The sequence below is a fragment of the Enterobacter sp. BNK-8 genome (genome assembly GCF_048685095.1).
GTDB lineage: Bacteria > Pseudomonadota > Gammaproteobacteria > Enterobacterales > Enterobacteriaceae > Enterobacter > Enterobacter quasiroggenkampii.
Genome location: NZ_JBLQTN010000001.1, coordinates 2,478,651 through 2,502,957 on the forward strand (window position 1 = coordinate 2,478,651; position 24,307 = coordinate 2,502,957).

Consider the following 24,307-nt stretch of genomic DNA (forward strand, 5'->3'; position numbering starts at 1 on the left):
CAATGTCTTGTGCCTGTTGGGAGGTTATTTTGCCGGAGCGGGCTGTACGGCAGGTTTCTCTTTTTCCTGATTCGCCAGGTCGAGAGCGATATGCACCGTCTCGTCGAGATACGGATCCGGCTCCTGGTAATCTTTTGGCAGATCGTCCAGTTTCTTGAGCAGAGGCTTGCCTTCACGCTTGAAGCGATCGTTGATACGCGCCAGGCGGGTTGCATCGTCTTCGTTGTTCTCTTTTTCACGCTGAGCGTAGTTCAGAGAAACAATATTCCGCTTATCCTTCAGAGCATTGAATCGCGCAATGTCCTTCATGATGTACTGGAACTCCGGATCTTTCGCGATGCGGTCGTTATGCGCCTTCAGCAACTCAGGGCCAAACTGCGTCATATCACCCGCTTTCACGTAGGTCGCGGCATTGATGCTGTCCCACGGCAACGCGTTATCTTCAAACTTCTCGCCGGTTTCCGTCTCCTGAGTGCCAGTCGGCATGATGATGTCCGGCGTGACGCCCTTACGCTGCGTACTGCCGCCATTTACGCGGTAGAATTTCTGAATGGTGTACTGAACCGAGCCCAGCGCAGGCCATTCCGGACGCAGCATCTGATCGTAAATACGATTCAGAGAACGGTACTGCTGAACAGTGCCTTTCCCGAAGGTTGGCTCACCGACGATCAGCGCGCGGCCGTAGTCCTGCATGGCTGCGGCAAAGATCTCAGACGCGGAAGCGCTGAAGCGGTCAACGAGAACAACCAGCGGACCTTTGTAGTAGACCACACCGTCATTGTCCGCATCTTCGCGCACTTTACCGTTGTTATCGCGCACCTGAACCACCGGGCCAGATGGGATGAACAGGCCAGAGAGAGAAACCGCTTCCGTCAGCGCCCCGCCGCCGTTACTGCGCAGGTCGATGATGATGCTGCTGACGTTCTGCTTTTCAAGCTTCTGCAGCTGAACTTTCACATCGTCAGTCAGCCCGACGTAGAAGCCAGGGATATCCAGGACGCCCACCTTCTCTTTACCCACGGTTTTCACCGACATTTTCACCGCGCGGTCTTCCAGACGGATACGCTCACGGGTCAGGGTAACGATACGGGTTTTGGTGCCTTTTCCGGCTGGCAGAATTTCCAGACGAACCTTGCTGCCTTTCGGACCTTTGATCAGCGCAACCACGTCATCAAGACGCCAGCCGATCACGTCGACCATGTTCTGGCCGGTTTGTCCCACACCCACAATACGATCGCCTACGCTAATCGCTTTGCTTTTAGATGCCGGGCCACCCGCGACCATCGAATTGATCACCGTGTAATCATCGTCCATCTGCAGCACCGCGCCGATACCTTCCAGAGACAGGCTCATTTCGGTATTGAACTGTTCGGTGTTGCGTGGTGAGAGATAGTTGGTGTGCGGATCGATTTCGTGCGCAAAGGCCGTCATGGCCAGCGAGAAGACATCCTCACTGTTGGTCTGGGCCAGGCGACGAATGGCAAATTTGTAACGACGCGTCAGCGTGTCACGGATCTCTTTTTCGTCTTTGCCAGTGAGCTTAAGGCTCAGTTCGTCGTATTTAACTTTGCCGTCCCACAGCACATTCAGTTCGGCTTCATCTTTTGGCCAGGGCGCTTTGCTGCGGTCCAGATTGAAGGTGTCGTTGCCGGTGAAGTCCATTGGACGTTCCAGCACTTTCAGCGCGTACTGATAGCGTTCGAAGCGGCGCTTTTGCGACAGGTTGTAGAGATCGTAGAACAGATCCAGCTTGCCTGAACGCAACTCGTCACCCACCTCGGATTTTCGCTTAGCGAACTGCTCGACATCGCTGGCGAGCAAAACGTTATGGCTGTAATCCAGCAAGTTCAGATAGCGGTCAAAGATTTTGGCCGAAAAGGCCTGATCGAGATCGAACTGACGATAGTGCGAACGGGTGAAACGTGAGGTCACGCGCTCGCTCACCGTCGCGTGCTGCGTCTCTTCCTTGAGAACCGGAATTTGATCAACACGCGTGATATCGTCCACTGCAAAAGCGTGACCTGTTATAGCAAACAGACCCGCCAGCGCGGTGAGCTTAAAAAAAGTGTTCATGCCAGGCTTGGCCTCCGTTTCAGAACAACAAGTGTTCTGCGCGTACAATCATTGACATACCAGAAGTCAGCTGTACACGAACGCCATCTTTGGTGATTTCCAGTACGGTGGCGTCCATAGCATTGTTACCCGCTTTTACCTTCAGTGCCTGACCGACGCTCAGGGCGTTAATGTCAGAAACCGGAGTATGGCGCGGCTCTTCACGAGGCGCACGTGGGGCTTTTGCTGCTGGTTTGTCTGCACGCGGTTTGCGATCGTTATTATCGTGACGACGCGGCGCAGGGCGTGGTTTACGCTCACGACGAGGCGCTTCTTCCTGGCCGTTTGCCGCGGCGGCTTCGCGTTTTTTCGCTTGCTGTTCCGCACGTTGTGCCTGAACGCGTGCTTTGGCTTCTTCCAGCTGCTTGCGCGCATGCTCAACGTGCTGCTCGTCCAGCTCACCGCAAGGGTTGCCGTCGAGATCCACGCGAGTCGCGCCAGGTTTGATACCGTACAGGTAACGCCAGCTCGAAGTATAAAGACGTAAGGCGGAACGCAGCTGAGTTTTGCTGAGGTTCATTTCCCCTTCAACACGTGCCACCAGATCCTGAAAAATACCGACTTTCAGGGGACGAGCTTCGCCTTCCGCGCTGAAGCACTGCGGGAAACGCTCGGCCAGAAATGCGATAACTTCTTTACTGCTATTCAACTTAGGTTGATTTTCCATGAAATTTCCTGATTACAACGGACGTTGCCAACAAGCGCAGGCATGAACAGGCGTCATTATAATGACGCTATCAGTAAATGCTACGTTATCCGTTGATTATCCTGCGACGCTCGCAAAGAATTTTTGATAATCGGTTGCTGCGAGTACGTTTTCCAGATTCGCCACCAGCTCGCGCAGCCCCTGTTCGTCCTCGGTTGTAAAGCGACTGAAGACCGTACTGTCGATGTCCAGAACGCCAATAATCTGATTTTTGACCACCAGCGGCAGAACGATTTCAGAATTACTGGCAGCATCACAAGCAATGTGTCCGTCAAACGCATGAACGTCTTCCACACGCTGGACCTGATTCTCGGCCACCGCCGTGCCGCATACGCCACGCCCAACCGGGATACGCACGCAGGCCAGTTTGCCCTGGAACGGACCGAGCACCAGCGTTTCACCTTCCAGAAGGTAAAAGCCCGCCCAGTTTACGTCAGAGAGACGTTCAAACAGCAATGCGCTAGTATTTGCCAGAGTGGCTAAGAAGCTGGTCTCACCCGCCATCAATGCCTTAAAATCGCGGTTCAGATCCGCGTAGAATTCTGTTTTGTTCATTATTCAATCACTTAGTTGTCTTACAAAATTACCGCATAGCCTATTAAAATAAGCATTAAATGCGCTCATGCTCAAGATGAATCCGTTCATGAGTTATTATAACTTTCAACAATACTTATTTGTGCGCAGCTGATGGCCTTAAAAACAACCAAAATTACGCCGACGAGAAAGATAACTGTCCATACGGTAAGCGAAGCTTTGCCTCGTGCACATTATCAGCGTTGCCCCCAGTGCGATACGCTTTTTATGTTGCCGAAGATGAAATCGCACCAAAGTGCCTTCTGTCCCCGCTGCGACGCCAAAATTCGCGATGGCCGCGACTGGTCGTTGACCCGCCTCGCCGCCATGGCCGTCACCATGCTGCTGCTGATGCCCTTCGCCTGGAGCGAACCGCTGCTGAAGCTCTATCTGCTTGGCGTGCGCATTGATGCTAACGTGCTGCAGGGTATCTGGCAGATGACCCGTCAGGGCGATCCGATTACTGCCGCGATGGTGCTGTTCTGCACCGTGGGCGCACCGCTGGTGCTGGTTGCCGCCATTGCCTATCTCTGGTTTGGCAATATTCTTGGCATGAACCTTCGCCCGGTGCTGCTGATGCTGGATAAGCTCAAAGAGTGGGTCATGCTGGATATTTATCTGGTCGGCGTGGGCGTTGCGTCCATAAAAGTCCAGGACTACGCCTTTTTGCAGCCCGGCATTGGACTCTTTGCTTTCATCTGTCTGGTGTTGCTGAGCATCCTGACGCTGATCCACCTGAACGTTGAGCAGCTCTGGGAGCGTTTTTACCCTCAGCGCCCCGCCACGCGCCCCGATGAAAATCTGCGCGTCTGTCTGGGTTGCCACTATACCGGGTTGCCCGACCCGCGCGGACGCTGCCCGCGGTGCCACATTCCATTACGGCTGCGGCGCAACAACAGCCTGCAAAAATGCTGGGCCGCGCTGATCGCCTCCCTGGTGTTCCTGATCCCCGCCAATATGCTTCCGATTTCCATCATTTACGTGAATGGCGGACGCCAGGAGGATACTATCCTCTCCGGAATTATCTCCCTTGCGCACAGCAATGTCGGGGTGGCGGCGATCGTCTTTATTGCCAGTATCCTGGTTCCCTTTACCAAAGTGGTAGTGATGATTACCCTGCTCATCAGCATTCACTTAAAGTGTGAACAAGGTTTACGGACCCGCATTCTGCTTCTGCGATTCGTCACCTGGATTGGCCGCTGGTCAATGTTAGATTTGTTCGTGATTTCGCTGATGATGTCGCTCATCAATCGCGATCAGTTACTTGCTTTTACAATGGGACCCGCGGCTTTTTATTTCGGCTCTGCGGTGATATTGACTATTCTTGCTGTGGAATGGCTGGATAGCCGCTTACTTTGGGATGCACATGAGTCAGGAAACCCCCGCTTCGCCGACTGAAGCGAGAATTAAAACAAAACGCCGCATTTCGCCATTCTGGTTGCTGCCCGTCATCGCCCTGATGATTGCAGGCTGGCTTATCTGGACAAGCTATGAAGATCGCGGGAGTACGGTCACCATTGATTTCCAGACCGCCGACGGCATCGTCGCCGGACGAACGCCCGTTCGCTTCCAGGGGGTTGAGGTCGGTACGGTTCAGGATATCTCCCTTGGAAAAGGGCTGAATAAGATTCAGGTGCGGGTCAGTATCAAATCTGACATGCAGGATGCCCTGCGCAGCGAAACACAGTTCTGGCTGGTGACGCCAAAAGCCTCTCTGGCCGGTGTCTCCGGGCTGGATGCGCTCGTGGGCGGGAACTATATTGGCATGATGCCGGGCAAAGGCGAGCCGCAGGATCACTTTGTTGCGCTGGATACGCAGCCCAAATACCGTCTTAATAACGGCGATTTGATGATTCATCTCCAGGCGCCGGACCTCGGTTCCCTGAACAGTGGCTCCCTGGTCTATTTCCGTAAGATCCCGGTTGGCCGCGTGTACGATTACTCGATTAACCCGAACAAACAGGGCGTCACTATTGATGTGCTGATCGAGCGTCGCTTCACCAATCTGGTGAAAAAGGGCAGCCGCTTCTGGAACGTGTCCGGCGTGGATGCCGACCTCAGCCTGAGCGGCGCCAAAGTGAAGCTGGAAAGTCTGGCCGCCCTGGTGAACGGCGCCATTGCCTTTGACTCCCCGGAAAACTCGAGCCCTGCCACCGCTGATGACACGTTCGGATTGTACGCCGACCTGGCGCACAGCCAGCGCGGCGTGATCGTCAAACTTGCCCTGCCCGATGCTAAGGGGCTAAAAGCGGGTTCAACGCCGCTGATGTATCAGGGTCTGCAGGTCGGCCAGCTCACCAAAATGACGCTCAACCCGGGCGGGTCGGTCACCGGCGAAATGACGGTCGATCCGAGCGTGGTCGATCTCCTGCGCGAGAAAACGCGCATCGAAATGCGCAGTCCAAAGATCTCGCTGAACGATACCAGCCTCAGCACGCTGCTGACCGGCAATACCTTTGAGCTGATCCCGGGTGAAGGTCAGCCCAGCAACAGCTTCGTGATTGCTCCGGCGGATAAAGCTCTGTTGCAAAAACCGGGCGTGGTGACGGTTACCCTGAATGCGCCTGAAAGCTATGGGATTGAAGCCGGTCAGCCGTTGATTTTACACGGCGTGCAGGTGGGACAGGTGCTGGAGCGCAAGCTCTCCGCGGATGGGGTGCAATTCTCCGTCGCCATCGACCCGCAATACAGAGATCTTGTGCACGGTGACAGTAAATTCGTGGTGAACAGTCGCGTCGACGTGAAGGTGGGTCTGGACGGCGTGGAGTTTCTCGGCGCCAGCGCCAGCGAATGGGTCAACGGCGGTATCCGCATTTTACCGGGGGATAAAGGCCCCGTGCGCGACAGCTACCCGCTGTATGCCAACTTGGAGAAAGCGATTGAAAACAGCCTGAGCGATCTTCCTACCACCACGCTGACGTTAAGCGCTGAGACCCTGCCGGACGTTCAGGCGGGATCCGTGGTGCTGTATCGCAAGTTTGAAGTCGGGGAAGTGATTACCGTTCGCCCGCGTGCCGACGCCTTTGATATCGAACTGCACATCAAGCCGGAGTACCGCAAGCTGCTGACGCCGAACAGCGTCTTCTGGGCCGAAGGCGGCGCGAAAGTTCAGCTTAACGGTAACGGACTGACCGTGCAGGCCTCTCCGCTCTCACGCGCGTTGCGGGGGGCGATTAGCTTCGATAACCTCAGCGGTGCGGGCGCGAATCTGCGCAAGGGCGACAAACGTATTCTCTTTCCGTCCGAGACCGCCGCCCGCGCCGTGGGTGGGCAGATTACCCTGCACGCGTTTGACGCCGGTAAGCTGGCAGAAGGCATGCCCATCCGCTATCTGGGTATTGATATCGGGCAGATCCAGAAGCTGACGCTGATCACCTCGCGTAACGAGGTGCAGGCCACTGCCGTACTTTACCCGGAATATGTGCAGACCTTTGCCCGGACGGGTACGCGCTTCTCGGTGGTCACGCCGCAGATCTCGGCCGCAGGCGTTGAGCATCTCGATACCATTTTGCAGCCGTACATCAACGTGGAGCCAGGCCAGGGCAATGCCCGTCGTGATTTCGAGCTGCAGGAAGCCACGATCACCGACTCGCGCTACCTTGGCGGCCTGAGCATCGTGGTGGAAGTGCCGGAAGCGGGCTCGCTGAGCATCGGCACCCCTGTGCTGTTCCGCGGTATTGAAGTAGGTACTGTCACGGGCCTGACGCTCGGGACGCTCTCCGACCGCGTAATGGTGGCGTTGCGCATCAGTGAACGCTACCAGCACCTGGTACGTAATAACTCGGTATTCTGGCTGGCATCCGGCTATTCGCTGGACTTTGGCCTGACGGGAGGCGTGGTGAAAACCGGCACCTTCAACCAGTTCATTCGCGGTGGCATTGCTTTTGCCACGCCGCCGGGAACGCCGCTGGCACCGAAAGCGCAGCCGGGTAAACACTTCCTGCTGCTCGAAAGCGAACCGAAAGAGTGGCGCGAATGGGGAACCGCCCTGCCGCGTTAATCTGCAAGGCTCCGGTGTCAACGCACCGGAGCCTTTATGCTACACTGCGCACCTGAACTTTTCCCTGTGGTGTGCCCGTGGCTCAAAACTCCGTATTTCTTCCTGAACAATTCCTGGCGCAGATGCGCGAGGCGCTTCCTTCTCACCTGTCGTTAGACGATTTTATCGCCGCCTGCCAGCGTCCGTTACGCCGCAGTATTCGCGTCAACACGCTGAAAATCAGCGTCGAGGATTTTCTGGCACTGGTCGCCCCGTACCGCTGGCAGCTTACGCCGGTACCGTGGTGCGCTGAGGGGTTCTGGATCGAGCGCGATGACGAAGACGCCGTGCCGCTGGGAAGCACCGCTGAACATCTGAGCGGCCTGTTCTATATCCAGGAAGCCAGCTCGATGCTGCCGGTGGCAGCCCTGTTCGCCGATGGCAATTCGCCTGAACGCGTAATGGATGTGGCCGCGGCGCCTGGCTCAAAAACCACGCAGATTGCCGCCCGTATGGGTAATCGGGGCGCGATCCTCGCCAACGAGTTTTCCGCCAGCCGCGTGAAGGTATTGCATGCCAACATCAGCCGCTGCGGTATTCATAATGTTGCCCTGACGCACTTCGACGGACGCGTGTTTGGCGCCGCCTTGCCGGAAGCCTTCGACGCCATCCTGCTGGACGCCCCCTGCTCCGGCGAAGGGGTGGTGCGTAAAGACCCCGATGCGTTAAAGAACTGGTCCGTGGAAAGCAACCTTGAGATCGCCGCCACGCAGCGGGAGCTGATCGAGAGCGCATTCCATGCCCTGCGCCCTGGCGGCACGCTGGTCTATTCAACGTGCACCTTAAACCGCGATGAAAACGAAGACGTCTGTTTGTGGCTGAAAGCGCAATACCCGGATGCGGTCGAGTTCCTGCCACTCGACGATCTGTTTGCCTCAGCACAGGAGGCGGTCACCCCTGAGGGTTTCCTTCATGTGTTCCCACAGATTTACGACTGCGAAGGCTTCTTTGTGGCACGTCTGCGTAAAACACAGGCGGTTGCTCCCCTGCCAGCACCTAAATTCAAGGTCGGCAACTTCCCGTTTGCCCCCCTCAAAGGTCGCGATGCAGCACAGCTTGTCGCCGCCGCCGAAAAAATTGGCCTGGTCTGGGATGAGAGCCTGCGCCTCTGGATGCGAGATAAAGAGGTATGGCTGTTCCCGGCTGAGATCGAACCGCTCATCGGAAAGGTCCGTTTTTCCCGAATCGGGATCCGCCTGGCGGAAGTGCATAATAAAGGCTATCGCTGGCAGCATGAGGCCGTCATCGCCCTTGCCGGACGCGAGAATACCTTTGCCCTGACGCATCAGGAAGCCGAAGAGTGGTACCGTGGTCGCGATGTCTATCCTGACAGCACGCCATCAGGCGATGAAGTGATCGTGACGTATCAGGGATACCCGCTCGGGCTGGCAAAAAAAGTCGGTTCACGACTGAAAAACAGCTATCCGCGCGAGCTGGTTCGCGATGGACGGCTGTTTACCGGTAACGATCGCACGGCCTGAAAAAAAGCGCATTTTTTTACTGGCGATTTTGCTCTCCTTGTCTACGATCAAAAATGGGTGGCCGCACTGGTCATACCAGATTTTGACAACCGACCCGGAGAGCACTATGACGAAAACCAGCGTGCGTATTGGCGCTTTTGAAATCGACGACGCAGAGCTGCGCGGCGAAGCACAAGGCGATCGAACGTTAAGTATTCCCTGCAAATCCGACCCGGATTTGTGCATGCAGCTCGATGCATGGGATGCAGACACCAGCGTCCCGGCAATACTTGATGGCGAACACTCAGTCCTTTACCGTGAGCATTACGATAGTAAAACCGATGCCTGGGTCATGCGTCTTGCTTGACCTAAAGAGAACCCGCCCGAAGGCGGGTTATTTATTACTGCAGCTGCGCCAGCGTAAAGTAACCGTCAAATACGGCGCCCGTATCAATGTAGTGAAGATTGTCAAAATCATACCTTCTGTCGACAGGCGTATGTCCGAACCAGAAATGATCCGCACCGCTGATGCCCTGCCCTTTGCCCACCATAAACCCCATCAACCGATCGCGGTCCCATAAAACGCGATGGGCACTGACCGGTTTTTGCCAGCAGTATTCCGCTGCCGGATAATCCGCATGGGCAATCACGTTCAGACCGTTCGCACAGGTTATCTCAATGATATGCGGTAAATCGCGACAGGCCTCGAGCAACGACAGCGCAAGCTGTTGCTGGTCGCGTTCAAGTTGCGCAAACCACATTCCGCCATTCATCATCCAGAGAGAAAAATCGTTATTATCCAGACCGTCGAGCGCCATTTGCTCATGGTTGCCCCGGACGGCACGAAACCATTTTTCATGAATTAGCTGCAGGCATTTCACGCTATCAGGCCCACGATCGATCATATCCCCAACGGAAATAAGCAAATCCTCATACGGGTTAAAATGACGGCGTTTAAGCTCCTCCATAAGCCACTGATAACAGCCATGTATATCGCTGACAACCCAGACGTGGCGCCACATCCCACCTTCAATTCGCTGATACATAACCCCTCCTGTTAACAGTATAGCCGCCGCAGAAAATGCAACAGGCGGGCGTGGTCCTCACGAAGTGAAACAAACGGTAAACCAAACAGAAATAAAGATCCTCGCGCTATTAATCCCTTTTTCCTGGCTCTTTAGAATAAAGGGAGAAAAAAAGAGGGGTCTTCACGTGTCTAATACGCACCTGCATAACGATGTTTTCTATCCGCATCGCACAAATATTATTTCCGAGCTGGTGAACGGCAAACGCGTCCCGGGACCGATCTGGCGCAAACGCGAATATCGCCTGAAGTTCCTGTTACGTTCGCTGGTGTTCTGGTCTTCTACCCATCGAATGCTGGAGGCGCTTTCTGGTCGCGACGATTTCGACAAACTGCTGGCCTCTCAAATTACATTGCCAAGCAAAACCCACCGGCAGTACCTGATGCGCGGCCTGACGGCTAACGATCGCGCCGACGCGATCGTTAGTCATTATTACTGGATTGATAGCCTGAAAGAGAGCTGCCTCGCCCTGGCCCTGACCAGCCCGCAGGAGCAACCCGTTGCGCAGTTCCATGCAAAAGACGGTGTTATCTATACGGTCAATGCGTCCTCTGCGGGGAAAGCCGAGCGTGAAGGTGAAAGCACGCTGTGGCTTCGCGACAACGAGGATACGCTGCTGGCCAGCCTGACCTTTAGCGTCGCGCGCAGCAATGGTCAGCAAGTCATGGTCATTGGCGGGCTTCAGGGTCCCCGCCGCAGCGTAACGCGTGACGTGATTAAACAGGCCACCCGCGCCTGCCACGGCTTGTTCCCAAAGCGCGTGTTGATGGAAGTGCTTTTCCAGCTGGCTGCACAGTCCTCTGTCCGGGCGATTTTTGCCGTCAGCGATGAGGGCCACGTATTCCGCGCGTTGCGCTATCGCCTCAGCAAAGGCCGCCATTTCCACGCCAGCTACGATGAATTCTGGGCATCTCTGGACGGTAAAAAACTCTCCGCTTTCTGCTGGCAGCTGCCGCTGCAAATGGCACGCAAATCCCTTGAAGAGATCGCCAGTAAAAAACGCGCTGAATACCGCCGTCGCTTTGAGCTGCTTGATGAAATCGAGGCGTCGGTTAAGTCGCACTTTTAGACCCCGCACCCACTTTGTTGAATTGCTATAGAAAAATTAACAAGGCAGGCAAACGGGCTGAATTTAGCTATGTCGTGTTGTGAATTACAAAAAAGTTCTTAAGGGATGCTCTGTATCGTAAAGGTAGTGTTCGAAACGATTTCTTTTACGCCACAATTAACCTTCTACCATTCAAAGAGTTAAGCATTAAAAACCCGTCAAATACGGGTTTTAATGCTTACCAATACATCCATTCGGTCTGAATGTCGGTGTGCGCTGAGTTCCAAAATATTATCAAACTGAAGAACAAGCAGAGAGCTTTAATTCAGTTACATGCTTTTGCATAAAGTTCATTAAATGCTTTGATCTGAGATCGAACTTCATCGACCAGAAATTTATCATCAGTTGCGTAAGCTATCGGTCGTCGTGAATACTTGAAGCCCAGAACCAAATGATATGGTTCGGCAGCAATAAAACGAGCACCTATTTTTCGGCCTAGTTGAGTCTCACCAGAGAGAATACCGCAAACATAGGGATGCCCTTCAGAATGATGTAATGACATTTCCGTAAAAGAAACTGGCTTGGTTGTATCTAAGTCGCTGTCACAGAGACCAATCATCATTTTCCTTGTTTGCTTATCTTCAAAATTTCTTGCTAGCTGCTCTTTGAACACATTGCAACTATCAGAATTTCCTGCCCCGCGCTTAAAGAATTCAATCACTGCAGGTTTTACAGCTTCAAAATTGTATTGTTCTTGAGCATGACTGCCCTGGGCCACGGTTAAGAGTATAAACAGGAGTAAATTCTGTGTCTTCATGGACGCCATTCCCTAAAAATATCTCTTAACATATCGGCAGATTTTGGATTTACCCAACTTATTTTATCCAAATGTTCGAACCCCGCTCTGCGGAGAAAGAAAACCTGGACCGCTAACTCCTGACGGTCTTCCCCGGGCGTTCGAGAGATAAGGGATTCACCCGGGTTGAAATTCGGACCTTACTCGCCACCTTTCCATGAGAGCAGAAGCCTCGCGAACAGACCCTATGAAAAGGAGCGCGGAGAGGAGTTTGCTCAATGCTTGCTCGGCCACAAAAATTTAACAATGACCAAAAAATACCTGGACGTACGCGGTGCAGATTATGTTATGGTTTAGACAGGATATGGAATATTCGAGTAATTTTCTGGGCATTTCGGGTAAAGACCGAAAAACGCTTGAGAAACAAATAGATAAAAAGAGACCGAATACGATTCCTGTATTCGGTCCAGGGAAATGGCTCTTGGGAGAGAGCCGTGCGCTAAAAGTTGGCATTAATGCAGGCTAAGTCGCCTTGCCTTTTAAGAATAGATGACGACGCCAGGTTTTCCAGTCCACAGCTAAAGCGGTCGGAAAAAAAGCGCCAGAGCATCATAAAATGTGAAAAACCGCAGTGCTTTCGCAAGCATCTGCGGTTTTTTATTGGAAACCTGAACGTTAGCAGAGCTTGTCGGCGCGCTCGATAAACGGGGCCAGACTCATTTTCTGGCCCGGATTCGCCGGGTCATCGATCTGAATAATGCTAATCGGCTGGCCGCTGCTCTTTCCGCTGGCCACCTGCTGCTCGGCGGTTTCATTTAACGGGTATTGCACCAGCGTGCTCGGGTTGATGGCATACAGCGCATGGCCCGGACGGCAGGTCAGCATCACCTCTTCGCGGTTGAACGCCCATTTATCCTTGCCCACTTCAAAACGGCTGACGGTGATAACCTGCGGTGCGGCTAACGCGCTCCCCGTGCAGGCCAGCAATATGAGAGAAAGTACTGTCTTTTTCATATGATATTTAACCTTGTCAGAAGGGTTCCCAGGTGGCGAACAGACTGACCGTTGCCAGTACCAGCGCCCCCAGCACCACTTCTGCCTGTGTCATCCTGATAAAAATCTGTTGTGCTCGCCCGGTCTCCGGACGAAACCGTGGCACCAGAAAATACCGATTTGCCAGCGCAATTACCACCATCAACGCCACCAGCGCACATTTGAACAACAAAAACTGCACGTAGTCAGCCTGCCATGGAATATGGACGCCCAGTATCATGAGCGCATTGATCGCTCCGCTGAGCAGCACGCCCGCGACCGCATAATGGCCCACGCGCGAGAAGCGCATCATGGTATAGATGGCGGCATTCTGCCAGCGCCCTTTCGCCAGACGCATACAGAACAGCAGGGGCAGTAATCCGCCAAGCCAGGTAGCAGCACAGATCAGGTGAAACGCGTGATTAAGGCGCTGCAACGCCCCCATCGGACCGTCGTTCATCGCCGCGTGCCCTACCCCCGCCAACAGAATAAGCTGGCCCATGGCGAGCAGCAGCAGCCGCGAACCTTTCAGCGGCGCGAGCCATGCTGCAGCGACCGTCATCACAGCAAGAATTATTTGCCACAGCCAGACGCCGCCAAACTGTGTCCTCATCACGCCGAACCAGACCTGCGGGGCAAACACATCTCCCCAGCCGTTACCCATCAGTCCGCCCTGAAGCATAAACATCAGGAGTGCAGCCGTCAGGCTCACTAAGGCCGCCACTTTCTGCTGCAGCTGAAAACGCCGGGACATCAGCCGCTGGAGAGAGGAAGGCGCAAACCAGACGCTGTAAAGCGCGTTGCCAAAAACCAGCATCAGCGCCCCGAAATGGATAAAGCGCAACCCGATATAACACAGCGCCAGCATGCTATTTCACGCTAAAGTGATAGCTGCCTTTGGTTTTATGACCGTCTACAGAGACGACATGCCAGTCTACCTGGTACGTCCCTGACGTCAGCGTTTGTTCCAGCGGAACGGTGAGTTGCGCCTTGTTCTTTTCGTCTCGCGTAGCGGTACCCGTTTTGATGACCTGCTTTTGTGCGTCCGTCACCACCACACCGCTAAATCCCGGTTCGATGCCTTCTGAAAAATGCAGCGTAAGTGCCTGTGGAGCGCTCACCACGCTGTCCGCTGCCGGGATCGGCTGCTTAAGATGCGCATGCGCCAGCGCGGAGGAGGTCATCATTGTAGAGGTCAGAAAAACCAGTGCGCATACCGCGCGGGAAGCGGAGAAACCCATCGCAATCATTCCTTTTTGTTATGTCTGTATGCTAAAGAATAACGCTGTATAATAAACGAGTCGAGGAACATCCTGCCTCCGCTTGTCATCGTCGTGCAATCGCGGTAACGTTGCCGCCGCAGAAAAAGGAGAAGGTAATGAAGATCAATCTGGCCGCCCTTCCACAGGACGAGATGGATAAAGTGAATGTCGATCTCGCTGCCGCTGGCGTCGCGTTCAAAGAGCGTTACAACATGCCTGTCGTGGCTGAAGTCGTTGAACGGGAACAGCCCGCCCATCTGCGCGACTGGTTTCGCGAAAGACTCATCGCCCACCGTCTCGCCTCGGTTAACCTCTCCCGTTTACCGTACGAACCTAAAGTTAAATAAGCTTAACGAGCCGTTACACTTCCTTACGCTGAATCTGGCAGGATAAGAAAACCCTGATAAATTTAGGTGTATTCTTAAATTTCTGCGACTCAGTGTATAAGGAAGTCACGATGTCACATTGGAATATAGCGGCAGCCCAGTATGGTGGGCAGCATCAGAGTGTCGATGACCATATCACGCACCACCTGCGCTTCATCGCCGAAGCAGCACGGCAGCGGTGCGATCTGCTGGTATTCCCTGAACTCTCATTAACAGGCTCGGGTACGACGACGCTACCTCCCCCACCCGATGACGCGCAGCTGGAACCGCTGCTGGACGCGGCGCATTTTTACCGGATTACCGTGATTGCCGGGCTCCCCCTGGAACGGAACGGTCAGCGCCAGAAAGGCCTCGCGCTCTTCACGCCCGCCCGTCACCGCATCCTGCGTTACCCGCAAGGTAGCGGTGCCAGCCTGGTGCCAGGGGAGAAACAGCTCAGCATTATTGATGCGCATGCCGATTCCCCCAATCTCGATCCCAGAGCGTCGCTGTTTACCAGCAGCCAGTCCGTGGAGGATCACCGCTGGCGGCAGTCCATCAGTACCCTGCAGCGCTTCGCGCATAAATATGCCATTGCGGTGCTGATGGCGAACGCCTGCGGCGGTAGCGCGCTGTGGGATGAAAAAGGTCAGTTGATCGTCCGCGCCGATCGGGGCGAGCTGCTGTTGACCGGCACGCTCGGCGGAGAGGGTTGGCAAGGCGATATCATTCCTTTAGGCTAGGCGTTTTAAGCTCAGGAGTGTTCAATGCTGCGCGTCATCGATACCGAAACTTGCGATCTTCAGGGCGGAATTGTGGAAGTGGCCTCTGTCGACGTGGTTGATGGTAAAATCGTCAACCCAATGAGCCATCTGGTGCGTCCCGACCGCCCCATCAGCCCTCAGGCGATGGCTATCCATCGCATTACCGAATCGATGGTGGCGGACAAGCCGTGGATCGAAGAGATCATTCCCCACTATTACGGTAGCCCTTGGTACGTCGCGCATAACGCCAGTTTTGACCGCCGGGTGCTTCCTGAGATGCCGGGGGAATGGATTTGTACCATGAAGCTGGCGCGTCGCCTCTGGCCGGGCATTAAATACAGCAATATGGCGCTGTACAAGTCCCGCAAGCTCAGCGTCCGCACGCCTGAAGGGCTTCACCATCACCGGGCCCTGTATGACTGCTATATCACCGCCGCGCTACTCATCGATATTATGAACACCTCGGGCTGGACGCCGGACGATATGGCAACGATTACCGGACGCCCCGCACTGCTGACCACGTTTACTTTTGGTAAATACCGGGGCAGAGCGGTGTCGGATATTGCGGATAAAGACCCGGGCTATTTGCGCTGGCTGTATAACAACCTCGACAAAATGAGCCCGGAACTGCGCCTGACGCTGAAACATTATCTGGGCGAAGCTTAACGCTCCGCACGGCCTGGCAGCGTCTCCTGCGCCAGGCCAATCAGGAAGGCATATTCCAGAGCAACCCCTTCGTAGGATTTAAATCGACCCGATTTCCCGCCGTGACCGGAGTCCATATCGGTACACAGCAGCAGCAGGTTGTCGTCGGTTTTCAGCTCCCGCAGTTTCGCCACCCATTTTGCCGGCTCCCAGTACTGCACCTGAGAATCATGCAGACCGGTGGTGACAAGCATGTGGGGATAGGCTTTCGCTTCCACGTTATCGTACGGGCTGTACGTTTTCATATAGCGGTAGTAAATCTCATCCTGCGGATTGCCCCACTCTTCGAACTCCCCTGTTGTAAGCGGGATGGATTCATCGAGCATGGTCGTCACCACATCGACAAACGGCACCTGCGCGACAATCCCCTTAAAGCGCTCGGGGCGCTGGTTGATCACCGCCCCCATCAGCATGCCTCCCGCGCTGCCGCCCATGCCAAAGCAGAGCTGCGGATCGCCATAGCCCTGCTCAATCAGCGCATCGCAGACGTCGAGGTAGTCATTGAAGGTGTTTTTCTTTTTCAGGAATTTCCCGTCCTCGTACCAGTGCTGCCCCAGCTCACCGCCGCCGCGAATATGGGCGATGGCGAAAACAAAGCCGCGGTCGAGCAGGCTTAATCGGCTGCTGCTGAAATCGGCATCCATGCTTGAGCCGTAGGAGCCGTACCCGTACACCAGGATCGGGTTTTTGCCTTTCTGGAAATGGGCTTTGTGATAGACGAGCGAGACGGGGACCTCGACGCCATCCCGGGCGGTGACCCACAGGTGCTCGCTGCGGTAGTTTTCAGACTCAAACCCTTTGACCTCGGTCTGTTTAATCACCTGGCGCTGCCCGGTATCCATGTCCAGCTCAAACAGGGTGTCCGGTGTGGTCATCGATGAGTAGCCGTAGCGCAGCCGCGAGGATTCAGGTTCCGGGTTGAAACCAATCCACGTCACATAGGCCGGGTCGTCGAACGCGATCCCCACCACTTCCCGCGTTTTACGGTTGATTTGCCGGATACTGGTCAGCCCGCGCTGACGCTCCTCCACCACCAGCCAGTCGGTGAACAGGGTGAACCCTTCCAGCATCACCTGATCCCGCGCGGGGATAAGCACCTCCCATTTGCGCTCATCACGCACTTTGGTTTTATAGAGACCAAAGTTTTTACCCTCGCGATTCGAACGCAGATAAAAGCTGTGCTGAAAGTGATCCAGGCTGTACTCATGATCCTTCCGGCGCGGCAGGAAACAGAGCGGCTGGGCGTCGGGCAGCTCGGCATCCAGCAGCAGGACTTCCGACGTCGTGGCGCTGGCCAGGAAGATAATCACATAATGGCGCGAGGAGGTTTTATGCAGGCTGACATAGAACGTTTCGTCTTTCTCTTCATAGACCAGCTCGTCGTCTGCAGAGTCCGTTCCCACGGTATGCCGCCATACCTGATAGGGCAGCAGCGTAGAGGCATGCTTTTTGACGTAGTAAACCGTCTCGGAATCATTCGCCCAGACAAAATCCGGGGAGACGTTTTCCAGCATTTCAGGATACCAGTTGCCGGTGTCCAGATTGCGAAAACGCAGGCCGTACTGGCGACGCGAGAGATAATCCTCCGCCAGCGCCATTACCGCGTTATCCGGTGAAATGGACATGCCGCCCAGAGTATAAAACTCGCTGTGGGCGGCGCGCTGGTTGGCATCCAGCAGAATATCCCACGCATCCCATTCGGCGCTCAGCACCGACTGACGCTGGTAGATGGGATACTCGTTGCCGGGCTCGTAAATATGGCGGTAGCGATAGCCGTTTTTGGTCCAGGGCGCCGAGATATCGCGCTGAGGAATGCGCTGCACCATCTCATTCAGCAGCTGGTCCTGAAGCGTCTGCTGGCTGGACATGACCTTGCGGCCGTAGTCATTTTCCTCGTGCAGATAGTCGAGCACCTCTGGCCGGGAGCGCGAATCGTCCCGTAGCCAGTAATAGTTGTCTATACGCGTATCGCCATGCGTGGTGATCGCATAAGGTATACGTCGGGCTTTCGGTGGCATGTCATCATTCTTTTTAGTTTTACACCCTATAAGGTTGGCAAAACCCACGCATGATGCAAGCGAAACCGGATCGCAACGGCGAGCACTATCCCTGTAACGCCTGTTTTTGTTCCCGGATATCCCGCTCAATGCCCTCACGCACGTCCTGGGGGATCTTCAGCGCGTCTCCAAGCGCATTCAGGTAGCTGCGTTCCATAAAGTGATCGATATCGATGGCGGCACAGCTGAGGAAATAGAGTTCAAGCGCCTCTTCCTCATTTTTCACGCTTTGCGCCAGACGCTGCGGCTCCAGAGGCTGTTCGATGGCCTGCGCCACCAGCGCTCTGCCCTTCTCTTCAACGCCAGCTTCACGCAGTTGCTGTTCGATCGCCAGTCGTTCCTTATCGTCAATATGCCCGTCACTTTTCGCGGCAAAAACCAGCGCCAGGATCAGCCGTTCAGTACGCAGATCCAGCGGCGAGGTATGCTCGCCATAATGCGGTTCGTCGCTGTGCGCGGTCCGGACCCTGTCCTTGTATTTATTCCACAGGACGGTGCCCGCAATGGCGCCCCCACCGGCCAGCAACGCGCCTGTCCCGTACTTTGCCAGCAGCTTGCGCGAGGATTTATTCGCGACCAGCAGGCCAGCCAAGCCGCCGAGCGCCCCGGGTACCAGCAGTTTACTGAGGTCCCGCTCGCCGGAAGACGATGTTTTCTGCCCTAACAGTGATTGCAATTGATTTAGCCAGCCAGACATGGTTTCCCTCACTTAACGGTGAATATGTTCCACAGCGTAAGCGAGCAGGCGTCAGGAAATGTCTGGCCGGGCTAAAGAAGCGCAAATTTCTTCCTCCCGCGCTTAGCAGTGCACAAGACAGACGCAAACGTTTTCGTTTATACTGCCCGCAACTTTTTCAGGGGGATTGTTATGATTCGTTTAGGAACCGCGCTGCGACCTGCGGCGACGCGAGTGATGCTGTTGGGATCGGGCGAGCTGGGAAAAGAGGTCGCCATTGAGTGCCAGCGTTTAGGTGTGGAAGTCATTGCCGTAGACCGTTACGCCGATGCGCCCGCCATGCACGTCGCCCATCGTTCTTATGTGATTAACATGCTGGATGGCGATGCCCTTCGCGAGCTGATTACGCGCGAGAAACCCGATTTCGTGGTACCGGAAATTGAAGCCATCGCCACCGATACGCTGATTGCGCTTGAGCAGGAAGGCCAGCGCGTGGTGCCCTGCGCGAAAGCCGCAAAGCTGACCATGAACCGCGAGGGCATTCGTCGCCTGGCGGCGGAAGAGCTGGAATTGCCCACCTCGAGCTATCGTTTTGCTGGCGATAAGGCCGCATTCCTGCAGGCCGTAGAGGAGATTGGTTACCCGTGCATCGTTAAGCCGGTGATGAGCTCCTCCGGTAAAGGACAGAGCTTCATTCGCGACAGCAGCACGCTCGATAAGGCGTGGGATTACGCCCAGCAGGGTGGCCGCGCCGGTGCCGGTCGCGTCATCGTCGAAGGCGTGGTGAAGTTTGATTTCGAGATCACCCTGCTGACCGTCAGCGCCGTTGACGGCGTCCATTTCTGCGACCCGATTGGCCACCGCCAGGAGGATGGCGATTACCGCGAATCCTGGCAGCCGCAGCAGATGAGTGCTCTGGCGCTGGAGCGTGCGCAGGCGATCGCCCGTAAAACCGTCCTGGCGCTGGGCGGCTATGGCCTGTTTGGCGTGGAGCTGTTTGTGTGCGGTGATGAGGTGATTTTCAGCGAGGTCTCCCCGCGCCCGCATGACACCGGCATGGTCACGCTCATTTCGCAGGATCTTTCCGAGTTCGCTCTGCACGTGCGCGCCTTCCTCGGCCTGCCCGTCGGCGGTATCCGTCAGTATGGCCCGGCCGCCTCGGCGGTGATCCTGCCGCAGTTAACCAGCCAGAACGTTACGTTTGATAACGTCGACGCGGCGGTGGGTGCCGGGTTGCAGGTACGTTTGTTCGGTAAGCCGGAGATCGACGGAACCCGCCGTCTCGGCGTGGCATTAGCCACCGGGGATAACGTTGACGACGCCGTGGCGAGAGCGAAAGCGGCCGCTGCGAGCGTCAAGGTTGCAGGATAAAAAAAACGGGCCGTAAGGCCCGTTTTTCATGCGGCGAATGACTTACTGCTTCGCACCTTCCACCGCTTCGCGAGCCAGTTTTGTGATGCGATCCCAGTCGCCCGCTTCCAGCGCATCCGCCGGAACCAGCCATGAGCCACCGATGCACAGCACGCTTTTCAGCGCCAGGTAGTCACGGTAGTTGGCAGGAGAAATACCGCCCGTCGGGCAGAAGCGTACCTGGGAGAAAGGACCGGCAATGGCCTGCAGCGCTTTGGTGCCGCCGTTCGCTTCCGCCGGGAAGAATTTAAACTCTTTCAGACCGTAGTCCATGCCCAGCATCAGTTCAGAGACGGTGCTGATACCCGGGATCAGCGGAATAGTGCCTTCGGTCGCGGCCTTCAGCAGCGACTCGGTCAGGCCCGGGCTGATGGCAAACTGTGCGCCCGCTTCGGTCACTTCAGCCAGCTGTTTTGCGTTCGTCACGGTACCCGCACCGATGATGGCGTCCGGCACTTCTTTAGCAATGGCGCGAATGGCGTCCATCGCGCAGGCGGTACGCAGGGTCACTTCCAGAACGCGAACGCCGCCCGCAACCAGCGCTTTCGCCATCGGTACAGCGTGCTCCAGCTTGTTTACCACGATAACCGGCACGACAGGGCCCGTGGTCAGGATTGCTTCTGCACTTGTTTTCCAGTTTTTCATCAGAGTTTTCTCTCGCCAGATCGTTAAAATCAAGTCGTCTTAAAACGTAATACAGGTTGCGCCCTGCTCAGCACCGGAGAGTTTCTCACGCAGCGCGCCAAACATTTCGCGTCCTGTTCCCACGCGCGACGCGCTCAGGTCAGGAATATGGGGCTGACGTGCCGCCAGTTCGGCATCATCCACCAGCAGGGTTAACTCGCCTGTCTGACCGTTAACGCGGATCATGTCACCGTCACGCACTTTCGCCAGCAGGCCACCGTCGTACGCTTCCGGCGTCACGTGGATGGCTGAAGGCACTTTACCTGAGGCGCCAGAGAGGCGTCCATCGGTCACCAGTGCAATTTTGAAACGGCGGTCCAATAATACACCAAGTGGTGGCATAAGTTTATGTAATTCTGGCATCCCGTTGGCTTTTGGCCCCTGATGACGCACCACTACCACGCAGTCTTTATCGAGCAGACCGGCGTCAAAGGCAGGTAATACGTCGTGCTGGCTTTCAAATACCACCGCCGGCGCTTCGATAATCTGGTTCTCTTCCGGTACGGCAGAGGTCTTCATCACCGCGCGACCGAGGTTACCGCTGAGCACTTTGGTGCCACCGTGAGGAGAGAACGGTTTGTCGATGGTGGCGATAACCTGCGCATCAAGAGACGCGCTCGCCCCTTCACGCCAGTCCAGCTCGCCGTTGTTCAGCCATGGCTCCTGGGTGTAGCGCTGCAGGCCAAAGCCCGCCACGGTGTTGACATCTTCATGCAGCAGACCGCCTTTCAGCAACTCGCGCATCAGCAGCGGTACGCCGCCCGCGGCCTGGAAGTGGTTGATGTCCGCCGGGCCATTCGGGTACAGGCGTGCCATCAACGGCACCACGGAAGAGATCTCGGAGAAGTCATCCCAGTTAATCAGAATGCCCGCAGCACGCGCCATGGCCACCAGGTGCATGGTGTGGTTGGTTGACCCACCGGTTGCCAGCAGCGCGACAATCCCGTTGACGATGACCTTTTCGTCGACCATTTTGCCCATCGGCATCCATTCGTTGCCGTTGCCGGTAAGACGCGTGACCTGACGGGCCGCAGCCTCGGTCAGCGCTTTGCGCAGCGGCGCGTCCGGCTGGATAAAGGATGAGCCCGGAAGCTGCATCCCCATAAACTCCACCACCATCTGGTTCGTGTTCGCGGTACCGTAGAACGTACAGGTGCCCGGCGCATGGTAGGACGCGGCTTCCGCCTCCAGCAGCGCCTGACGGTCTGCTTTCCCTTCCGCGTACAGCTGGCGAATGCGCACTTTTTCTTTGTTCGGCAGGCCGCTTGCCATTGGGCCCGAGGGCACGAAGATCGCAGGCAGATGACCAAACGACAGCGCGGCCATCACCAGGCCCGGAACAATCTTGTCGCACACGCCGAGATAGAGCGCGCCATCAAACATGTTGTGTGACAGACCCACCGCCGCGGACATGGCAATCACTTCGCGGCTCAGCAGGGAGAGCTCCATACCGTCCTGACCCTGTGTTACGCCGTCGCACATGGCGGGTACCCCACCCGCCACCTGGCCGACCGCATTCACGCTGTGCAGCGCTTTACGGATGATATCCGGATAAACCTCATAGGGCTGGTGCGCGGAGAGCATATCGTTATAGGCGGTAATGATGGCGATATTGTTACGCAACATGCTTTTCAGCGACGCTTTATCGTCAGGCTGGCAGGCGGCGAAGCCGTGCGCCAGGTTACCGCAGGCCAGTTGAGATCGGTGGACGGTGTTGCTCTTTGCCTGCTCAATCCGGGCGAGGTAGGCCGAACGGGTCTCTTTCGAGCGCTCAATAATGCGCTGTGTTACGCGTAACAATGTCGGATTCATAAAAGCTCCTCTCATTTATCTGTCCGGGCTCGGGAGTTTACAAAGTCGCTGGCAGTTGTTAACAACGCTGAAACGCTTGCTGTCCGGAGCTCAGGGGCAAAATCACTTCCGGCAGTGTAATAAAAAAAGCTCCGCGGGTGAATCCACGCGGAGCTTAAAAGTTGAAAATTGTGCCACGAGCTGTGTTAGATCATGTTACCGGTAAAATAACACTTTCGGGCTAGCGGATTATCTTACTCAAACTCATTCCAGGAGCGGCCATCGCGGGTGATCATCGCCACCGATGCGACAGGCCCCCAGGTACCCGCCTGATACGGTTTTGGCGCATCCTGATCGGCAGCCCAGGCTTCGGTGATGGAGTCGACCCATTTCCACGCCTCTTCCACTTCATCGCGACGCACGAACAACGCCTGAATACCGCGCATGGTTTCCAGCAGCAGACGCTCGTACGCATCGGCCAGGTGCGTCTGGTTGAAGGTTTCGGAGTAGCTCAGATCCAGCTTGGTGGTCTGCAGGTTGTGTTTATGATCCAGGCCCGGCACTTTGTTCAGGATCTGGATATCCACGCCCTCGTCCGGCTGCAGACGAATGGTCAGCTTGTTCTGCGGCAGCTCCTGCCAGGACTCTTTGAACAGGTTCAGTTCCGGGTTCTTAAAGTAGACAACCACTTCGGAACATTTCGCAGGCAGACGCTTACCGGTGCGCAGGTAGAACGGAACACCCGCCCAGCGCCAGTCGTCGATATCCACGCGGATCGCCACGAACGTCTCGGTGTTGCTGGACTTGTTCGCGCCCTCTTCTTCCAGGTAGCCCGGCACTTTTTTGCCCTGCGCAAACCCGGCGGTGTACTGGCCGCGAACGGTCTTCTCACGCACGTTGGAGCGGTCGATGCGGCGCAGCGATTTCAGCACTTTCACTTTTGCGTCACGGATGCTGTCCGCCGTCAGGTCAGACGGTGGAGACATGGCAATCATGCACAGAATCTGCAGCAGGTGGTTCTGGATCATGTCGCGCATCTGGCCGGCCTGGTCAAAGTAACCCCAGCGGCCTTCAATACCCACCTCTTCTGCCACGGTGATTTCCACGTGGTCGATAGTGCGGTTGTCCCAGTTATTCACAAACAGCGAGTTAGCGAAACGCAGGGCCAGCAGGTTCAGTACCGTCTCTTTACCGAGATAGTGGTCGATACGGTAGACCTGGCACTCTTCAAAGAACTCGCCCACCTGGTCGTTGATTTCACGCGAGGTTGCCAGCGACGTACCCAGCGGCTTCTCCATCACGACGCGCGCCGGTTTGGCATTCAGTTTGGCTTCGCCCAGGCCTTTGCAGATGGCGCCGAAGGTGCTTGGCGGCATGGCGAAATAGTTAATCGTGACACGGTTTTTCTGATCCAGCATCGCGCCTAAGCGGGTAAACGCGCTGACGTCATTAACGTCCAGGTTGCAGAAATCGAGACGTCCACTCAGGGTATCCCACAAACTTTCATCAATTTTTTCCTTCATGAAAGTTTCGAGCGCCTCGCGGACGACTTTGGTATAAGCGTCCTTGTCCCAGTCGGCGCGCCCTACACCCAGGATACGGGTATCCGGATGAATTTGGCCCGCTTTCTCCAGTTGATACAGGGAAGGCAGCAATTTTCGGCGTGCAAGATCGCCTTTCGCGCCGAAAATGACCAGGTCACATGCCTGGGCTGTTTGCGTTACCGCCATGTCATTCTCCTC

Annotated in this window: 22 protein-coding genes; 9 read left to right on the plus strand and 13 right to left on the minus strand. The window is 55.7% G+C overall.

The window, feature by feature from the left end; translation table 11 throughout:
• Positions 1-24: 24 nt before the first annotated feature.
• From prc to ACMGGU_RS11980, 3 genes are all read right to left on the minus strand, one after another.
• The gene (gene prc / locus ACMGGU_RS11970; RefSeq protein WP_420300582.1) at positions 25-2,073 is read right to left on the minus strand and encodes a carboxy terminal-processing peptidase; all 2,049 of its coding nucleotides are present in this window, start codon (positions 2,071-2,073) and stop codon (positions 25-27) included.
• A gap of 19 nt (positions 2,074-2,092) precedes the next feature.
• On the minus strand, positions 2,093-2,779 hold the full coding sequence (gene proQ, locus ACMGGU_RS11975) for an RNA chaperone ProQ (RefSeq protein ID WP_014884292.1): 687 nt from the start codon (positions 2,777-2,779) through the stop codon (positions 2,093-2,095).
• A 96-nt stretch (positions 2,780-2,875) separates the two neighbouring features.
• Entirely contained in the window at positions 2,876-3,373 is a 498-nt protein-coding gene (locus ACMGGU_RS11980) for a GAF domain-containing protein (protein WP_008500476.1), read from the minus strand.
• A 132-nt stretch (positions 3,374-3,505) separates the two neighbouring features.
• Here ACMGGU_RS11980 and yebS point away from each other — a divergent pair, with 132 nt between their 5' ends.
• From yebS to ACMGGU_RS12000, 4 genes are all read left to right on the plus strand, one after another.
• Positions 3,506-4,789: a membrane integrity lipid transport subunit YebS gene (gene yebS, locus ACMGGU_RS11985; RefSeq protein ID WP_045908227.1), complete on the plus strand. Its 1,284-nt coding sequence runs from the start codon at positions 3,506-3,508 to the stop codon at positions 4,787-4,789.
• Positions 4,758-7,391, plus strand: a complete 2,634-nt coding sequence (locus ACMGGU_RS11990; protein ID WP_045908226.1) for a PqiB family protein — start codon at positions 4,758-4,760, stop codon at positions 7,389-7,391. The genes yebS and ACMGGU_RS11990 overlap by 32 nt, the downstream gene beginning before the upstream one ends.
• Positions 7,392-7,468: 77 nt before the next feature.
• A complete protein-coding gene (gene rsmF, locus ACMGGU_RS11995) occupies positions 7,469-8,911 on the plus strand; it encodes a 16S rRNA (cytosine(1407)-C(5))-methyltransferase RsmF (RefSeq protein WP_395299387.1) in 1,443 nt (480 codons plus the stop codon).
• A gap of 106 nt (positions 8,912-9,017) precedes the next feature.
• A complete protein-coding gene (locus ACMGGU_RS12000; RefSeq protein WP_008500472.1) occupies positions 9,018-9,257 on the plus strand; it encodes a YebV family protein in 240 nt (79 codons plus the stop codon).
• A gap of 34 nt (positions 9,258-9,291) precedes the next feature.
• Here ACMGGU_RS12000 and pphA read toward each other — a convergent pair whose 3' ends face one another.
• Positions 9,292-9,936, minus strand: a complete 645-nt coding sequence (pphA, locus tag ACMGGU_RS12005) for a protein-serine/threonine phosphatase (RefSeq protein ID WP_048223724.1) — start codon at positions 9,934-9,936, stop codon at positions 9,292-9,294.
• A gap of 166 nt (positions 9,937-10,102) precedes the next feature.
• Here pphA and ACMGGU_RS12010 point away from each other — a divergent pair, with 166 nt between their 5' ends.
• On the plus strand, positions 10,103-11,044 hold the full coding sequence (locus ACMGGU_RS12010) for a VirK/YbjX family protein (RefSeq protein WP_395299388.1): 942 nt from the start codon (positions 10,103-10,105) through the stop codon (positions 11,042-11,044).
• A gap of 304 nt (positions 11,045-11,348) precedes the next feature.
• Here the strand turns inward: ACMGGU_RS12010 and ACMGGU_RS12015 are convergent, their stop codons facing one another.
• The 4 genes from ACMGGU_RS12015 to yobA form a co-directional block, all read right to left on the minus strand.
• A complete protein-coding gene (locus ACMGGU_RS12015) occupies positions 11,349-11,840 on the minus strand; it encodes a hypothetical protein (protein WP_395299389.1) in 492 nt (163 codons plus the stop codon).
• A 654-nt stretch (positions 11,841-12,494) separates the two neighbouring features.
• The gene (locus tag ACMGGU_RS12020; RefSeq protein WP_048029434.1) at positions 12,495-12,833 is read right to left on the minus strand and encodes a YebY family protein; all 339 of its coding nucleotides are present in this window, start codon (positions 12,831-12,833) and stop codon (positions 12,495-12,497) included.
• Positions 12,834-12,849: 16 nt separating this feature from the next.
• Entirely contained in the window at positions 12,850-13,719 is an 870-nt protein-coding gene (gene copD / locus ACMGGU_RS12025; protein ID WP_126533677.1) for a copper homeostasis membrane protein CopD, read from the minus strand.
• Position 13,720: 1 nt separating this feature from the next.
• Positions 13,721-14,092, minus strand: coding sequence for a CopC domain-containing protein YobA (gene yobA, locus ACMGGU_RS12030; protein ID WP_048029432.1), 372 nt, complete (start codon positions 14,090-14,092; stop codon positions 13,721-13,723).
• A 137-nt stretch (positions 14,093-14,229) separates the two neighbouring features.
• Here yobA and ACMGGU_RS12035 point away from each other — a divergent pair, with 137 nt between their 5' ends.
• The 3 genes from ACMGGU_RS12035 to exoX all read left to right on the plus strand — a co-directional run bounded on the left by ACMGGU_RS12035 (position 14,230) and on the right by exoX (position 15,908).
• Complete coding sequence (locus tag ACMGGU_RS12035; RefSeq protein ID WP_008500465.1) at positions 14,230-14,460, plus strand: DNA polymerase III subunit theta; 231 nt, start codon at positions 14,230-14,232, stop codon at positions 14,458-14,460.
• Positions 14,461-14,570: 110 nt separating this feature from the next.
• The gene (locus ACMGGU_RS12040) at positions 14,571-15,221 is read left to right on the plus strand and encodes a carbon-nitrogen hydrolase family protein (RefSeq protein WP_048223735.1); all 651 of its coding nucleotides are present in this window, start codon (positions 14,571-14,573) and stop codon (positions 15,219-15,221) included.
• A 24-nt stretch (positions 15,222-15,245) separates the two neighbouring features.
• Positions 15,246-15,908: an exodeoxyribonuclease X gene (gene exoX / locus ACMGGU_RS12045; protein WP_008500463.1), complete on the plus strand. Its 663-nt coding sequence runs from the start codon at positions 15,246-15,248 to the stop codon at positions 15,906-15,908.
• Here the strand turns inward: exoX and ptrB are convergent.
• Both ptrB and ACMGGU_RS12055 read right to left on the minus strand, forming a co-directional pair.
• Positions 15,905-17,965 (minus strand): oligopeptidase B, encoded by a 2,061-nt coding sequence (ptrB, locus tag ACMGGU_RS12050; protein ID WP_045908214.1) that lies wholly within the window; start codon positions 17,963-17,965, stop codon positions 15,905-15,907. The two genes, exoX and ptrB, sit on opposite strands and share 4 nt — an antisense overlap.
• Positions 17,966-18,050: 85 nt before the next feature.
• Positions 18,051-18,701: a tellurite resistance TerB family protein gene (locus tag ACMGGU_RS12055; protein ID WP_008500461.1), complete on the minus strand. Its 651-nt coding sequence runs from the start codon at positions 18,699-18,701 to the stop codon at positions 18,051-18,053.
• A gap of 171 nt (positions 18,702-18,872) precedes the next feature.
• On the opposite strand from ACMGGU_RS12055, the gene purT reads away from it, so the two are divergent.
• On the plus strand, positions 18,873-20,051 hold the full coding sequence (gene purT, locus ACMGGU_RS12060; RefSeq protein ID WP_395299390.1) for a formate-dependent phosphoribosylglycinamide formyltransferase: 1,179 nt from the start codon (positions 18,873-18,875) through the stop codon (positions 20,049-20,051).
• Between the two features lie 42 nt (positions 20,052-20,093).
• On the opposite strand, the gene kdgA is transcribed toward purT, so the two are convergent.
• The 3 genes from kdgA to zwf form a co-directional block, all read right to left on the minus strand.
• Positions 20,094-20,735: a bifunctional 4-hydroxy-2-oxoglutarate aldolase/2-dehydro-3-deoxy-phosphogluconate aldolase gene (kdgA, locus tag ACMGGU_RS12065; protein WP_008500459.1), complete on the minus strand. Its 642-nt coding sequence runs from the start codon at positions 20,733-20,735 to the stop codon at positions 20,094-20,096.
• 39 nt (positions 20,736-20,774) lie between these two features.
• The gene (edd, locus tag ACMGGU_RS12070; RefSeq protein ID WP_045908212.1) at positions 20,775-22,586 is read right to left on the minus strand and encodes a phosphogluconate dehydratase; all 1,812 of its coding nucleotides are present in this window, start codon (positions 22,584-22,586) and stop codon (positions 20,775-20,777) included.
• A gap of 233 nt (positions 22,587-22,819) precedes the next feature.
• Positions 22,820-24,295 carry a glucose-6-phosphate dehydrogenase gene (gene zwf, locus ACMGGU_RS12075; protein WP_023312228.1) on the minus strand — a complete coding sequence of 492 codons (1,476 nt, stop codon included), beginning with the start codon at positions 24,293-24,295 and terminating at the stop codon, positions 22,820-22,822.
• Positions 24,296-24,307: the final 12 nt, after the last annotated feature.

What these genes read in the sequence shown, in the direction of transcription:
- prc (WP_420300582.1), bottom strand. Translation starts at nt 2,073, where the DNA reads ATGAACACTTTTTTTAAGCTCACCGCGCTGGCGGGTCTGTTTGCTATA.
- proQ (WP_014884292.1), bottom strand. Translation starts at nt 2,779, where the DNA reads ATGGAAAATCAACCTAAGTTGAATAGCAGTAAAGAAGTTATCGCATTT.
- ACMGGU_RS11980 (WP_008500476.1), bottom strand. Translation starts at nt 3,373, where the DNA reads ATGAACAAAACAGAATTCTACGCGGATCTGAACCGCGATTTTAAGGCA.
- yebS (WP_045908227.1), top strand. Translation starts at nt 3,506, where the DNA reads ATGGCCTTAAAAACAACCAAAATTACGCCGACGAGAAAGATAACTGTC.
- ACMGGU_RS11990 (WP_045908226.1), top strand. Translation starts at nt 4,758, where the DNA reads ATGAGTCAGGAAACCCCCGCTTCGCCGACTGAAGCGAGAATTAAAACA.
- ACMGGU_RS12000 (WP_008500472.1), top strand. Translation starts at nt 9,018, where the DNA reads ATGACGAAAACCAGCGTGCGTATTGGCGCTTTTGAAATCGACGACGCA.
- pphA (WP_048223724.1), bottom strand. Translation starts at nt 9,936, where the DNA reads ATGTATCAGCGAATTGAAGGTGGGATGTGGCGCCACGTCTGGGTTGTC.
- ACMGGU_RS12015 (WP_395299389.1), bottom strand. Translation starts at nt 11,840, where the DNA reads ATGAAGACACAGAATTTACTCCTGTTTATACTCTTAACCGTGGCCCAG.
- ACMGGU_RS12020 (WP_048029434.1), bottom strand. Translation starts at nt 12,833, where the DNA reads ATGAAAAAGACAGTACTTTCTCTCATATTGCTGGCCTGCACGGGGAGC.
- copD (WP_126533677.1), bottom strand. Translation starts at nt 13,719, where the DNA reads ATGCTGGCGCTGTGTTATATCGGGTTGCGCTTTATCCATTTCGGGGCG.
- yobA (WP_048029432.1), bottom strand. Translation starts at nt 14,092, where the DNA reads ATGGGTTTCTCCGCTTCCCGCGCGGTATGCGCACTGGTTTTTCTGACC.
- ACMGGU_RS12035 (WP_008500465.1), top strand. Translation starts at nt 14,230, where the DNA reads ATGAAGATCAATCTGGCCGCCCTTCCACAGGACGAGATGGATAAAGTG.
- ACMGGU_RS12040 (WP_048223735.1), top strand. Translation starts at nt 14,571, where the DNA reads ATGTCACATTGGAATATAGCGGCAGCCCAGTATGGTGGGCAGCATCAG.
- exoX (WP_008500463.1), top strand. Translation starts at nt 15,246, where the DNA reads ATGCTGCGCGTCATCGATACCGAAACTTGCGATCTTCAGGGCGGAATT.
- ptrB (WP_045908214.1), bottom strand. Translation starts at nt 17,965, where the DNA reads ATGCCACCGAAAGCCCGACGTATACCTTATGCGATCACCACGCATGGC.
- ACMGGU_RS12055 (WP_008500461.1), bottom strand. Translation starts at nt 18,701, where the DNA reads ATGTCTGGCTGGCTAAATCAATTGCAATCACTGTTAGGGCAGAAAACA.
- purT (WP_395299390.1), top strand. Translation starts at nt 18,873, where the DNA reads ATGATTCGTTTAGGAACCGCGCTGCGACCTGCGGCGACGCGAGTGATG.
- kdgA (WP_008500459.1), bottom strand. Translation starts at nt 20,735, where the DNA reads ATGAAAAACTGGAAAACAAGTGCAGAAGCAATCCTGACCACGGGCCCT.
- edd (WP_045908212.1), bottom strand. Translation starts at nt 22,586, where the DNA reads ATGAATCCGACATTGTTACGCGTAACACAGCGCATTATTGAGCGCTCG.
- zwf (WP_023312228.1), bottom strand. Translation starts at nt 24,295, where the DNA reads ATGGCGGTAACGCAAACAGCCCAGGCATGTGACCTGGTCATTTTCGGC.